Source organism: Cellvibrio sp. 25HG11W-0, assembly GCF_057815475.1.
The window spans coordinates 4173016-4187626 of record NZ_CM174230.1 but is presented as its reverse complement, the minus strand read 5'-3'; the positions used below and the strand labels follow the sequence as shown (position 1 = coordinate 4187626).

At 47.6% G+C, this 14611-nt stretch carries 8 protein-coding genes; all 8 read left to right on the top strand.

Going from position 1 to position 14611, the window contains the following annotated elements; translation table 11 throughout:
* Positions 1-66: 66 nt before the first annotated feature.
* A complete protein-coding gene (gene rplJ, locus AC0KUT_RS17550) occupies positions 67-561 on the top strand; it encodes a 50S ribosomal protein L10 (protein ID WP_488831702.1) in 495 nt (164 codons plus the stop codon).
* 66 nt (positions 562-627) lie between these two features.
* On the top strand, positions 628-996 hold the full coding sequence (rplL, locus tag AC0KUT_RS17545; protein WP_488831701.1) for a 50S ribosomal protein L7/L12: 369 nt from the start codon (positions 628-630) through the stop codon (positions 994-996).
* A gap of 280 nt (positions 997-1276) precedes the next feature.
* Positions 1277-5362 (top strand): DNA-directed RNA polymerase subunit beta, encoded by a 4086-nt coding sequence (gene rpoB / locus AC0KUT_RS17540; RefSeq protein WP_488831700.1) that lies wholly within the window; start codon positions 1277-1279, stop codon positions 5360-5362.
* 215 nt (positions 5363-5577) lie between these two features.
* The gene (gene rpoC, locus AC0KUT_RS17535) at positions 5578-9723 is read left to right on the top strand and encodes a DNA-directed RNA polymerase subunit beta' (protein WP_488835781.1); all 4146 of its coding nucleotides are present in this window, start codon (positions 5578-5580) and stop codon (positions 9721-9723) included.
* A 285-nt stretch (positions 9724-10008) separates the two neighbouring features.
* Positions 10009-10380 (top strand): 30S ribosomal protein S12, encoded by a 372-nt coding sequence (gene rpsL / locus AC0KUT_RS17530; RefSeq protein WP_488831699.1) that lies wholly within the window; start codon positions 10009-10011, stop codon positions 10378-10380.
* A gap of 136 nt (positions 10381-10516) precedes the next feature.
* Complete coding sequence (gene rpsG / locus AC0KUT_RS17525) at positions 10517-10987, top strand: 30S ribosomal protein S7 (protein ID WP_488831698.1); 471 nt, start codon at positions 10517-10519, stop codon at positions 10985-10987.
* A 107-nt stretch (positions 10988-11094) separates the two neighbouring features.
* Positions 11095-13212 carry an elongation factor G gene (gene fusA, locus AC0KUT_RS17520; protein WP_488831697.1) on the top strand — a complete coding sequence of 706 codons (2118 nt, stop codon included), beginning with the start codon at positions 11095-11097 and terminating at the stop codon, positions 13210-13212.
* 31 nt (positions 13213-13243) lie between these two features.
* Entirely contained in the window at positions 13244-14467 is a 1224-nt protein-coding gene (tuf, locus tag AC0KUT_RS17515) for an elongation factor Tu (protein WP_488831696.1), read from the top strand.
* Positions 14468-14611: the final 144 nt, after the last annotated feature.

Genomic DNA, 14611 nt, shown 5'->3' with positions numbered 1-14611 from the left:
CGGGGTCATTTGGCTCTGGCTTGTAGTTAACGATAGGCGTGAGCTTATCAATGCAGGAGAAATCCCGTGGCATTAGGACTTGAAGGTAAAAAAGCGATTGTCGCTGAAGTCCAAGAAGCTGCAAAGAGCGCTCTTTCCGCAGTAGTAGCTGATTCTCGTGGCGTTACTGTTGGTAAATTGACTGCTCTGCGTAAGCAGGCTCGTGATGCAGGCGTCTGGATTAGAGTCGTCCGTAACACCTTGGCCCGTCGCGCTGTGCAAGGCACGGCTTACGAATGTCTTTTAGATACATTTGTAGGTCCAACTCTTATTGCGTTTTCGAAAGAACATCCTGGTGCTGGTGCACGCATCCTTCAGGATTTTGCTAAAGAAAATGATAAGTTTGAGTTGAAGGCTGCTGCATTCGAAGGCGAATTAGTGAACATTGCAATGTTGGCAACTTTGCCGACTTACAACGAAGCTATTTCTATTTTGATGGGCACGATGAAAGAAGCTTCAGCTGGCAAATTGGTTCGCACTATTGCGGCCGTTCGCGATCAAAAAGAACAGCAAGCTGCTTAATCTTAGGATTGCAGTTTACTTTTAGATTTAACGAGCATATTGCTCCATTATTTAGGAAGTTGAGACATGTCTCTGACTAAAGACGATATCATCAATGCCATCTCTGAAATGTCTGTAAAGGACGTTGTAGAGTTGATCACTGCTATGGAAGAAAAATTTGGTGTTAGCGCTGCTGCTGCTGCCGGTCCAGCTGCTGGTCCAGCTGCTGCAGCTGCTGAAGAGCAAACTGAATTTGACGTAATTCTTTCATCAATTGGTGACAAGAAAGTTAACGTAATTAAGGCCGTTCGTGAGCTGACTGGTTTAGGCTTGAAAGAAGCTAAAGACTTGGTAGAAAGCGCGCCTAAAGCGATTAAAGAAGCTGCTTCTAAGGCTGATGCTGAAGCAGCAAAAGCTAAATTGGAAGAAGCTGGTGCGATCGTAGAATTGAAATAATTCTGACTTTTGCATCGCAGTCCATTATTAGTTTGGACGCAGGGCTGGTGAGCTATTGCTCGCCAGCCTTTTTCTGTTTTCAGAAAGCCTGTGTCAACGTTAATGTGATGTGCGGAATGGTAAGCACCAGGTGCGCCATAGATTATTGATTAGTTATACGTACTGTAGCTAATAGTAATCACAGAGTTGTGAAGGTTTAAAGTAAGTTTTTAAAAAGAAACGCACGTGCGTTTTCATGGCTGCGATCAAGCCCGATCCGCGAACAAGCTGGGGAATACAGATGGCTTACTCATATACTGAGAAAAAACGTATCCGCAAGGATTTTGGCAAATTGCCTCACGTAATGGATGTACCTTATCTTTTGGCGATTCAGCTAGACTCCTACAGAAAATTTACACAAGCAGAGTCTGCGCCCAATAAACGTGAAGACATGGGATTGCATGCTGCTTTCCGCTCTGTTTTCCCAATAGTGAGTTATTCAGGTAACGCAGCCCTCGAGTATGTGAGCTACAACCTGGGTAAAGCCGCTTTTGATGTGAATGAATGTATCTTGCGTGGCGTTACCTACGCTGTTCCCCTGCGCGTGAAAGTGCGCTTGATAATTTATGATCGCGAGTCTTCCAATAAGGCGATCAAAGATATTAAAGAACAAGAGGTCTACATGGGCGAAATTCCGCTCATGACCGATAATGGTACCTTTGTTATCAATGGTACTGAGCGTGTAATCGTATCTCAGTTGCACCGCTCTCCTGGCGTGTTCTTTGACCACGACAAGGGTAAAACTCACTCTTCCGGTAAGTTGTTATTCTCAGCGCGTATTATTCCTTACCGCGGCTCTTGGTTGGATTTTGAATTCGATCCTAAAGATCTGCTTTATGTTCGTATCGACCGTCGTCGTAAGCTGCCGGCATCCATATTGTTGCGCGCATTAGGCTTTAGCTCTGAAGAAATGCTGGGTATGTTCTTTGAAACCAGTACCTTCATTTTAGGTAAAGACGGCCAATTCAGTTACGAAGTTGTGCCTTCGCGTCTGCGCGGCGATGTGGCTACCTTTGATATTAAGGATGCCAAAGGTAATGTCATCATCGAAGAAGGGCGTCGTATTACTGCGCGCCATATCCGCTTGCTAGAAAAAGCAGGTGTTGATCGCATGGATGTTCCTTCCGAGTACCTTCTCGGTCGCGCCTTGGCGAAAGATGTAGTCGATACTCGTACGGGTGAATTGTTGTTTGAATGTAATACTGAAATTACCGCAGAGACCTTGGTTAAATTAGGTGCTGCTGGCGTTGAAAGTATTGAGACGCTCTATACCAATGAACTAGATTGCGGTCCGTTCATCTCCGAGACTTTGCGTGTTGATCCAACGCGTACAGCACTCGAAGCTTTGGTTGAAATTTATCGCATGATGCGCCCAGGTGAGCCACCGACAAAAGAGTCGGCTGAAGCACTGTTCCAAAACCTGTTTTTCTCTCAAGAGCGCTATGACTTGTCGGCTGTGGGCCGTATGAAGTTTAACCGTCGTCTTGGTCGCGAAGCAGAAACCGGTGAAGGCACAATCTCGAATACCGATATCGTTGATGTAATGAAGACCTTGATCTCCATTCGTAACGGTGTTGGTGTTGTGGATGACATCGATCACTTGGGTAACCGTCGTGTTCGCTCTGTGGGCGAAATGGCAGAAAACCAATTCCGTGTAGGTTTAGTTCGTGTTGAGCGCGCCGTTAAAGAGCGCTTGTCCATGGCGGAGAGCGAAGGCTTGATGCCGCAGGATTTGATTAACGCTAAGCCTGTGGCTGCTGCCGTTAAAGAATTCTTTGGTTCTTCGCAGTTGTCCCAGTTTATGGATCAAAATAATCCATTGTCTGAAGTGACCCATAAACGTCGTGTCTCTGCGCTTGGCCCTGGCGGTTTGACCCGTGAACGTGCTGGTTTTGAAGTGCGTGACGTACATCCGACGCACTATGGTCGCGTATGTCCTATCGAAACGCCTGAAGGTCCAAACATTGGTTTGATCAACTCTTTGGCAACCTATGCGCGCACTAACAATTACGGCTTTTTGGAAACACCATACCGTAAGGTGATTGGCGGTAAGGTAACGAATGATATTGAGTTCTTGTCGGCGATTATCGAGTCCGACTATGTTATTGCACAGGCATCAGCAACGCTTGATGACAAGGGCAACTTGACCGAAGACTTAGTATCGGTTCGTCATCTTAATGAATTTACGCTTAAAGGCCCTGCTGACGTTCAGTATATGGATGTATCAGCGCGTCAGGTTGTATCAGTTGCGGCTTCATTGATTCCGTTCCTTGAGCACGACGATGCTAACCGTGCGTTGATGGGTTCAAACATGCAGCGTCAAGCTGTACCAACTTTGCGCTCGCAAAAGCCGCTAGTAGGTACTGGAATGGAGCGTAATGTTGCTTCTGACTCAGGTGTATGTGTTGTTGCAAAACACGGTGGTGTTGTCGATAGCGTTGATGCTGGCCGTGTAGTTATTAAGGTTCACGACGATGAAGTGCAGGCCGGTGACGCAGGTGTAGATATTTACAACCTGATTAAGTACACCCGTTCTAACCAGAACACCTGCATCAATCAGCGTCCTATTGTCAGCATGGGCGATATTATTGCGCGCGGCGATATCTTGGCAGATGGTCCTTCTGTCGATATGGGTGAATTGGCACTTGGCCAAAACATGCGTATCGCGTTTATGCCATGGAACGGTTACAACTTCGAAGATTCTATTTTAGTCTCTGAGCGTGTTGTACAAGAGGATCGTTTCACGACTATCCACATTCAAGAATTGACCTGTATTGCACGTGATACCAAGTTAGGCAGCGAAGAAATTACTGCGGATATTCCTAACGTAGGTGAAAGTGCGCTGAGCAAACTTGATGAGTCGGGTATTGTTTATATCGGTGCTGAGGTTGGTGGCGGCGACATTCTGGTAGGTAAGGTAACGCCAAAAGGTGAAACCCAATTGACGCCAGAAGAAAAGCTGTTACGCGCGATCTTCGGTGAGAAAGCATCGGATGTAAAAGATACGTCTTTGCGTGTTCCTTCGAGCACCAAAGGTACGGTAATCGATGTTCAGGTATTTACTCGCGATGGTCTCGAAAAAGATCAGCGCAGCTTGGAGATTGAAAAGTCTCAGCTGGATGAAGTGCGTAAAGACTTGAATGAAGAATTCCGTATCATGGAATCAGCAACTTTCGAGCGCTTGCGTTCTGCGTTGTTGGGTCAGGTTGCGTCTTCAGGCAAAAATGTCAAAAAAGGCGAAGCCTTAACTGATGAAGTTCTTGATAGTCTAGAAAAAGATCAGTGGTTCAAGCTGCGCATGTCAGAAGAAGCATTGAACGAGCAGATTGATCGCGCCGAAGAGCAGTTGGCTGAATGTCGCAAAGTGCTCGATGAGCGTTTTGAAGACAAAAAACGCAAGCTGTCTACTGGTGATGATTTGGCACCAGGTGTGCTTAAAATTGTTAAAGTCTATTTGGCAATTAAGCGTCGTATTCAGCCAGGCGACAAGATGGCTGGTCGTCACGGTAATAAAGGGGTTATCTCGGTCATTATGCCGATCGAAGATATGCCTTATGACGAAAACGGCGAGACTGTTGATATTGTCTTGAACCCGCTCGGCGTACCTTCGCGTATGAACGTGGGTCAGGTACTCGAGATGCACTTGGGTATGGCAGCTAAAGGCTTGGGTGTGAAAATCGACAAGATGTTGCAAGAGCAGAAAGCGATCGCTGAAGTTCGTGCCTTCTTAGAAGAAATTTACAACAAGACCGGTGAAGTTGCCGCGAAAGAAGATTTAGACTCTTTCACCGATAAAGAAATTATCGACTTGGCGAAAAACTTGGTAGGCGGCGTGCCTATGGCAACCCCAGTGTTTGATGGTGCCAAAGAGCATGAAATCAAAGCCCTGTTGCGCTTAGCGGGTTTATCCGATACCGGGCAAACAACCTTGTATGACGGTCGTACCGGTGATCAGTTCACCCGCCCGGTAACGGTTGGTTACATGTATATGTTGAAATTGAACCACTTGGTCGATGACAAAATGCATGCGCGTTCAACCGGTTCTTACAGTCTAGTAACTCAGCAGCCATTAGGCGGTAAAGCGCAATTCGGTGGTCAGCGTTTCGGGGAGATGGAAGTGTGGGCACTAGAAGCTTATGGTGCTGCCTATACCCTGCAAGAAATGCTAACCGTTAAATCGGATGACGTGGCGGGTCGTACCAAGATGTATAAAAACATCGTTGATGGCGATCACCGTATGGAACCTGGTATGCCAGAGTCCTTTAACGTATTGGTTAAAGAGATTCGCTCACTGGGTATCAATATGGAGCTTGAGCAGGACGATTAATGTCCGCTTAAGTGTAAAAGGCATTCGAATTATCGAGTGTCTTTTACGTTCCACCTAGCGCGTATTGCACAGCAGATTATTGCCTTCGAAGTTTAATGAAAGCTCCCGCGGAGCTAACAGGAGAAAGCGCCTTGAAAGACTTACTGAATTTACTCAAGTCCCAGGGACAGGTTGAAGAGTTCGACTCTATTCGCATCAGCTTGGCATCACCCGAGATGATTCGTTCGTGGTCGTTCGGTGAAGTAAAAAAGCCGGAAACCATTAACTACCGTACCTTCAAGCCTGAGCGTGAAGGTTTGTTCTGCGCCAAAATATTTGGTCCAGTAAAAGATTATGAATGTTTGTGCGGCAAGTATAAGCGCATGAAGCATCGCGGCATTATTTGTGAAAAGTGTGGTGTTGAAGTCACTCTCGCAAAAGTGCGCCGTGAGCGTATGGGTCATATTGAATTGGCTAGCCCAGTTGCCCACATTTGGTTTTTGAAGTCGTTGCCGAGCCGTATTGGCTTGCTGTTGGATATGACCCTGCGTGATATCGAACGTGTACTTTATTTTGAAAGCTATGTAGTGACTGAGCCTGGCATGACCACGCTTGAGCGCAGTCAATTGCTCACTGATGAGCAATACTTTGAAGCCATGGAAGAGTTTGGTGACGAGTTTGAGGCGCAAATGGGGGCTGAAGCAATTCAGACTTTAATGCGTGCGATTGATTTGGAATCAGAAATTCAACGTCTGCGTGAAGAAATACCGAATACCACCAGTGAAACCAAAATCAAAAAGTATTCCAAGCGTTTGAAACTTTTGGAAGCTTTCTTCTTCTCGGGTAATAAACCTGAGTGGATGGTATTAGAGGTCTTGCCTGTATTGCCGCCAGATTTGCGTCCATTGGTGCCGCTCGATGGTGGTCGTTTTGCAACGTCTGATCTGAATGATTTATATCGTCGCGTCATCAACCGTAATAACCGTTTGAAGCGTCTGCTTGATCTAAATGCGCCTGATATTATCGTGCGCAACGAAAAGCGTATGCTGCAAGAGTCGGTCGATGCGTTGCTCGATAATGGTCGTCGCGGTCGTGCAATTACCGGTTCGAATAAGCGCCCATTAAAATCTTTGGCTGACATGATCAAAGGTAAGCAAGGTCGTTTCCGTCAGAACTTGCTCGGTAAGCGTGTTGACTACTCTGGTCGTTCGGTGATTGTGGTAGGTCCAACTCTGCGTCTGCATCAGTGCGGTCTGCCGAAGAAAATGGCATTGGAATTGTTCAAGCCGTTTATTTTTAGCAAACTAGAATTGCGCGGTTTGGCCACAACAATCAAAGCCGCTAAGAAAATGGTTGAGCGTGAAGAAGCTGTTGTTTGGGATATTCTCGACGAAGTAATCCGCGAACACCCGGTGTTATTGAACCGCGCACCAACGCTTCACCGTTTAGGCATTCAGGCGTTTGAGCCTGTGCTTATTGAAGGTAAAGCAATCCAATTGCACCCGCTCGTTTGTTCTGCGTACAACGCCGACTTCGACGGTGATCAGATGGCAGTTCACGTTCCGCTAACGATTGAAGCTCAGTTGGAAGCGCGGGCGTTGATGATGTCCACTAACAACATCCTTTCTCCTGCATCGGGCGAGCCTGTTATCGTCCCTTCTCAGGACGTGGTCTTGGGTCTGTATTGGATGACGCGCGATCGTGTTAACGCTAAAGGCGAAAACATGATATTTGCGGATATTTCTGAAGTTTCTCGTGCGTATTACTCCAAGCAAGTCGACCTGCAGGCGCGCATTAAAGTGCGTTTGAGTGAGACCTTAATTGGTGCCGAGGGCGAAAGAACAACTGAAGTTAAGATTGTTGATACTACCGTGGGTCGTACTCTATTGTGGGATATTTGCCCTGCAGGTATGCCGCTGGAAATGATCAATCGTCCCATGGCGAAGAAGGCAATTTCTGCCGCAATTAACTATTGCTATCGCGTAGTGGGCCTGAAGGCAACCGTTATTTTTGCTGACCGCTTGATGTATACCGGTTATGAGTTCTCAACTCGTTCGGGTTCATCTATTGGTGTAAACGACTTTACTATTCCTGATGCTAAGGCTGCCATCATTGGTCGTGCTGATGCCGAAGTGAAAGAAATCGAAACCCAATATGCATCTGGTCTTGTTACTCAGGGTGAGAAGTACAATAAAGTTATCGATATTTGGTCGCGTGCCAATGACTTGGTAGCAAAAGCGATGATGGAAGGTATTTCTACCGAAAGCGTGATCAATCGCGATGGTGTGGAAGAGCGTCAACCTTCTTTCAACTCAGTGTTTATGTATGCCGACTCAGGTGCGCGTGGTTCGCCTGCGCAGATTCGTCAGTTGGCGGGTATGCGTGGTTTGATGGCGCGTCCAGATGGCTCGATTATCGAAACGCCGATTAAAGCGAACTTCCGTGAAGGCCTAAACGTACTTCAGTACTTTATTTCGACGCACGGTGCACGTAAGGGTTTGGCGGATACCGCACTGAAAACCGCGAACTCTGGTTATTTGACGCGTCGTTTGGTTGATGTTGCTCAAGACTTGGTTGTAACCGCAATTGATTGTGGTACTGACGAAGGTTTGACCATGTCACCGGTAATTGAAGGCGGCGACGTCATCGAATCGCTAGGTGATCGTATTCTCGGTCGCATTATTGCGCGCGATGTAATTCGCCCAGGTACTGATGAGATTTTGGTTCCTGCGGGCACCATGATCGACGAAGCTTGGGTTGAGCGCGTTGAAGCCATGAGTATCGACGAAGTCTTGGTGCGCTCGCCCATTACTTGTGATGCGCGCAGCGGCATCTGCTCCATGTGTTACGGTCGCGATTTGGCCCGTGGTCATCGCGTAAACGTAGGCGAAGCTGTAGGTGTAATTGCCGCTCAGTCAATCGGCGAACCAGGCACCCAGTTAACCATGCGTACCTTCCACATTGGTGGTGCTGCATCAAGAGCATCTGCTGCCGATAGCGTACAAGTTAAGCAAGAAGGTACTGTACGCTTGCTCAACGTTAAGGTTGTAAGCAATCCTGCGGGTAACCTTGTGGCTGTATCGCGTTCAGGTGAATTGGCAATTGCCGATGGTAACGGCCGTGAGCGTGAACGTTATAAGATTCCTTACGGCGCGTTGATTACTGTTAAAGACGGCGAAGCCGTTAAAGGCGGTCAGGTTATCGCCAAATGGGATCCGCATACTCACCCTATTGTATCGGAAGTGGCGGGTACTGTTGCCTTCTCGGGAATGGAAGATGGTTTGTCTATTCGTCGCCAAACTGACGAGCTGACTGGTCTGAGCTCCATTGAAGTGCTAGATCCAGCTGAGCGTCCATCGGCCGGTAAAGATTTGCGTCCAGCGGTAACCTTGGTTGATGCAAAAGGTAAAGAGTTGTTCCTTGCGAATACTAATGTGCCTGCGCATTACTTGTTGCCACCAAAAGCAATTTTGAGCATCAACAATAGCGATATCATCAACGTGGGCGACATTATTGCGCGTATTCCACAGGAGGGTTCTAAGACCCGTGATATCACCGGTGGTCTGCCGCGTGTTGCTGACTTGTTTGAAGCTCGTCGTCCAAAAGAGCCGTCAATCCTGGCGGAAATCTCCGGTACCGTAAGCTTCGGTAAAGAGACTAAAGGCAAGCGTCGTTTGATCATTACCCCGACTGATGGTCAGGTGTTGGATGATGGCTCAACCCATTACGAAGTCTTGATTCCTAAGCATCGTCAATTGACTGTGTTTGAAGGAGAGATGGTTGCTAAGGGTGAGGTTGTGTCTGACGGTCCTAGTAATCCACACGATATTTTGCGTTTGCAGGGCGTTGAGATGTTGGCTCGTTACATCACCAACGAAATTCAAGATGTTTATCGTTTGCAGGGCGTGAAGATTAACGATAAGCATATTGAAACTATCGTGCGTCAGATGCTGCGTAAGGTTGAAGTTGGCACCATGGGTGACTCTAGCTTCGTGAAAGGCGAGCAGGTTGAATTTACTAACTTGCTTGAAGAGAACGAGAAGCTACGTGCAGAAGGGCGCCAGCCGGCCGCGTACGAGCGCCAATTGCTGGGTATTACCAAGGCGTCTCTTGCGACTGAATCGTTCATCTCTGCGGCATCTTTCCAGGAGACTACGCGCGTTCTTACCGAGGCTGCGGTTACCGGTAAAAAAGATACATTGCGCGGTCTGAAAGAGAACGTTGTAGTGGGTCGTTTGATTCCTGCTGGTACAGGTTTGGCCTATCACTCAGACCGCAAGCGTCGTCGCGAAGACGCGGCAGCGGGCGATATAGGTGTAAGTGCTGAAGATGTAGAAGCGGCATTGACCGAGGCACTAAAATCTAGCGCCAATTTGGGTTAGTGCTGAAGCTTAAGGGGTTGATGTCTTTTGTTGGCCCCGTACGGCGATGAAAAAGCAAGGCTGGTAATTCCAGCCTTGCTTTTTTGCTCAAATCCCTCCTATTTTTTGTTCAATAAGTGGCTTGAGTTAAGGTCATCGCCTTGACGATGGCGGGTTGCATCTTTACAATGCGCAACCCGCTTTTTCCGAGCGGGAAGCTAGTGGGCGAGTTCTGATGAATTCGGTCCTGCTTTCTTTAAACCGGCCTTCAATAATGAAGGCGTATTATCTGTGGAGTTAGTTTTCATGCCAACGATCAATCAGTTGATTCGTAAGCCGAGAAAACCCATCGTAGAAAAGAGCGACGTACCTGCTCTGCAAGGCAATCCGCAAAGACGCGGCGTCTGCACTCGTGTTTATACGACTACACCTAAAAAGCCAAACTCAGCATTGCGTAAAGTATGCCGTGTTCGTTTGACCAATGGCTTCGAAGTGTCTTCTTATATCGGCGGTGAAGGCCATAACTTGCAAGAGCATAGTGTTGTACTGATTCGTGGCGGTCGTGTTAAAGACTTGCCAGGTGTTCGTTACCATACTGTACGCGGTTCACTGGATACTTCTGGTGTTGCCAAGCGTAAACAAGGTCGTTCTAAATACGGTGCTAAGCGTCCTAAGTAATACTGGGCGGGTAACCTATCCGCCGCAGCTACTTTACGTTTGAATTTTCGGTTAAGAACTGAGTAAGGCTAAGCGACTTTCAAGCAATTGGGCTTGCCATGTTGTCTTAGACATTCCCTGAAGAGAGGCTATTAAAATGCCAAGAAGAAGAGTTGTCGCCAAGCGCGAAACGATACCGGATCCAAAATTCGGTAACGTAACTTTGGCAAAGTTTATGAACCACGTAATGATTAGTGGTAAGAAGTCAGTAGCAGAGCGCATTATTTATGGCGCTATGGATATTGTTAGTACCAAATTGAATCGTGATCCTCTAGAGGTTTTCACTGAGGCTCTCGAAAACATCGCTCCGCTGGTTGAGGTTAAATCTCGCCGTGTGGGTGGTGCAACCTACCAGGTTCCAGTTGAAGTTCGCGCATCACGTCGCACCGCTTTGGCTATGCGTTGGTTGGTGGATTACTCCCGTAAGCGCGGTGAGAAATCAATGCCTCAGCGTTTGGCTGGCGAATTGATGGATGCTGCTCAAGGTAAGGGTGCTGCGGTTAAGAAGCGTGAAGACGTTCACCGTATGGCTGAAGCGAACAAGGCGTTCTCGCACTTTCGTTTCTAATTGCCTTTGTAAGGTGGGGGCAGCAGTTGCTGCCTTTGCTTTTTTTAAGTGTTTGCTATTTAGATGTAAATGTTCGATATCTTGTTTGATATCAGGAGAATACCGCCATGGCACGTAAAACTCCTATCTCACGCTACCGAAACATAGGTATTTGTGCGCACGTTGATGCGGGTAAAACAACCACCACTGAGCGTGTTTTGTTTTATACCGGCTTGTCGCACAGGATTGGTGAGGTGCATGATGGCGCGGCGACAACAGATTGGATGGTGCAAGAGCAGGAGCGTGGTATTACCATTACCTCCGCAGCTGTAACAACTTTCTGGAAAGGTATGGCGGCTCAATTTGAAGAGCATCGCATTAATGTAATTGATACTCCCGGGCACGTTGACTTCACCATTGAGGTGGAGCGCTCTTTGCGTGTGCTGGATGGTGCTGTAGTGGTTCTTTGTGGTTCGTCTGGTGTTCAGCCTCAAACCGAAACCGTATGGCGTCAAGCTAATAAATATGAAGTTCCGCGATTGGTTTTTGTTAATAAGATGGATCGCACCGGTGCCGACTACATGCGAGTTGTGGAGCAGTTGCGTACCCGTTTAGGTGCCAATGCTGTGCCTCTGCAAATGACCATTGGCGCTGAGGATGAGTTTCGCGGTGTTGTCGACTTGGTTAAGATGCGCGCCATTATTTGGAATGAAGCGGACCAGGGTATGACGTTTATCTACGAGTCTATTCCTGATGACATGCTTGAAAGCTGTCAAAAAATGCGCGAGTTTATGGTTGAGGCTGCCGCTGAGTCTAGCGAAGAGCTGATGACTAAGTATTTGGAAGGCGATGAGCTAACCGAGGAAGAGATTAAGGCGGGTATTCGTGCGCGTACCTTGGCGAATGAAATTATTCCTGTGATTGGTGGTTCGGCCTTCAAGAATAAGGGCGTGCAAGCGATGCTTGACGCAGTCGTTGATTATCTTCCGGCACCCACAGAAGTAAAGGCGATTGAGGGCTTGCTGGAGGATGGTGAGACTGTCGCAACGCGAGAGGCTAGCGACGATCAACCTTTTTCTGCACTGGCCTTCAAGATCGCAACCGACCCCTTTGTGGGTACCTTGACTTTCTTTCGTGTTTACTCGGGAACCTTGAGCTCGGGCGATACGGTTTTAAACTCGGTCAAAGGTAAAAAAGAGCGCGTTGGCCGTATGGTGCAGATGCACGCCAATCAGCGTCAAGAAATTAAAGAGGTGCTTGCGGGCGATATTGCCGCGGGTATAGGTTTTAAGGATTGCACTACGGGTGATACCCTCTGCTCTCCGGATGCGGTAATTATACTCGAGCGCATGGAGTTCCCTGAGCCTGTCATTCATGTGGCGGTTGAGCCGAGAACCAAGGCTGATCAAGAGAAAATGGGCGTTGCCCTAAGTAAGTTGGCTCAGGAGGATCCTTCTTTCCGTGTGCGGACTGATGAAGAAACGGGCCAAACCATTATTGGCGGAATGGGTGAGCTGCATCTCGATATTATTGTTGACCGTATGCGTCGCGAATTCGGTGTTGAGGCTAATATCGGTAAGCCGCAAGTGGCTTACCGGGAGGCGATTCGCAACACCTGTGAAATTGAAGGGAAGTTCATACGCCAATCTGGTGGTCGCGGTCAATTTGGTCATTGCTGGATTCGCTTCTCCCCTGGTGCTGATGAAAATGCTGAGGGGCTAGAGTTTGTAAATGAGATTGTTGGTGGTGTAGTTCCTAAGGAATACATTCCTGCAATTCAAAAAGGAATATCCGAACAAATGCAAAATGGTGTTTTGGCTGGCTATCCATTGCTGGGCTTAAAGGCTGTTGTATTTGATGGTTCATATCACGATGTTGACTCAAACGAAATGGCGTTTAAAATCGCTGCTTCTATGGCTACCAAGCAACTTGCTACGCAAGGTGGAGCCGTATTGCTTGAGCCAATTATGAAGGTTGAAATCGTTACTCCGGAAGCCAATATGGGCGACGTAGTGGGTGATTTGAATCGTCGTCGCGGTTTGATTCTGGGTATGGACGAAAGTCCGATGGGTAAGGTTGTAAATGCTGAGGTTCCACTGGCGGAAATGTTCGGTTATGCGACATCGCTCCGTTCTGCAACTCAAGGTCGTGCAACTTATACCATGGAGTTCTTGAAGTATTTTGAGGCTCCTCGCAATGTCGCTGAAGAAGTGGGTGCGAAAAGTAAAGTTAGAGACGTTGAATAATTTAATATTTCATCCTTTGGAGGACTAGAAAGTGGCTAAAGAGAAGTTTGAACGTAACAAGCCCCACGTCAACGTGGGCACCATCGGTCACGTAGACCATGGTAAAACTACCCTGACCGCGGCATTGACTCGCGTGTGTTCAGAGACTTGGGGCGGCGCTGCTGTTGCTTTTGATGGTATCGATAACGCACCTGAAGAAAAGGCACGCGGTATTACCATCAATACTTCACACGTTGAGTATGATTCACCTGCTCGTCACTATGCGCACGTTGACTGTCCGGGCCACGCCGATTATGTGAAAAACATGATTACCGGTGCTGCTCAGATGGATGGCGCAATTCTAGTGTGTGGCGCGACTGATGGTCCTATGCCGCAAACTCGTGAGCACATTTTGTTGTCTCGCCAAGTTGGTGTTCCTTTCATTGTTGTGTTCTTGAACAAGGCTGACTTGCTTGCTGCAGATTGCGGCGGCGTGGGCACTGAAGAATACAATGAGATGTTGGAATTGGTTGAGATGGAGTTGCGTGAGCTGTTGGCCACCTATGACTTCCCAGCTGACGACACTCCAATCATCCCAGGTTCTGCCTTGATGGCGTTGAACGGTCAAGATGATAATGAATTAGGTACTACCGCTGTACGTAAGCTGGTAGAGACTTTGGATTCTTATATCCCTGAGCCAGTTCGTGCAATTGATCAGCCATTCCTAATGCCAGTAGAAGATGTATTCTCTATCTCTGGTCGCGGTACTGTGGTAACTGGTCGTGTAGAGCGCGGAATTATCAAGGTAGGTGAAGAGATTCAGATCGTTGGTATTGCTGATACTCAAAAATCTACCTGTACTGGTGTTGAGATGTTCCGCAAGTTGCTAGACGAAGGTCGCGCTGGTGAGAACGTTGGTGTTCTGTTGCGTGGTACCAAGCGTGACGACGTTCAACGTGGTCAAGTATTGTGTAAGCCAAATACTGTAACTCCGCACACTAAGTTTGTTGCTGAAGTTTACGTGTTGTCTAAAGATGAAGGTGGTCGTCACACGCCATTCTTTAAAGGCTACCGTCCACAGTTCTACTTCCGTACCACTGACGTAACGGGTGCTTGTGAATTGCCAGAAGGCGTAGAAATGGTTATGCCAGGTGACAACATCCAAATGAATGTTACCTTGATTCACCCCATCGCGATGGAAGAAGGCTTGCGCTTCGCTATCCGTGAAGGTGGTCGTACTGTTGGTGCTGGCGTTGTAGCCAAAATCGTTCAGTAATGTTCTGCTAAAAAGGCGGGCTCTTTCGGCCCGCTTTTTCTTTTAAAAATTCATGCATTGCTAAGGTTGTATAATTAATCGCTAATTAGGCGGTTTTTTGTTGACAGCTGTTAGCTGCGCCCTTAGAATTGCGCCTCCTTTTAG

Coding starts and splice junctions, on each gene's coding strand:
- rplL (WP_488831701.1), top strand. CDS start 628: ATGTCTCTGACTAAAGACGATATCATCAATGCCATCTCTGAAATGTCT.
- rpoB (WP_488831700.1), top strand. CDS start 1,277: ATGGCTTACTCATATACTGAGAAAAAACGTATCCGCAAGGATTTTGGC.
- rpoC (WP_488835781.1), top strand. CDS start 5,578: ATGATTCGTTCGTGGTCGTTCGGTGAAGTAAAAAAGCCGGAAACCATT.
- rpsL (WP_488831699.1), top strand. CDS start 10,009: ATGCCAACGATCAATCAGTTGATTCGTAAGCCGAGAAAACCCATCGTA.
- rpsG (WP_488831698.1), top strand. CDS start 10,517: ATGCCAAGAAGAAGAGTTGTCGCCAAGCGCGAAACGATACCGGATCCA.
- fusA (WP_488831697.1), top strand. CDS start 11,095: ATGGCACGTAAAACTCCTATCTCACGCTACCGAAACATAGGTATTTGT.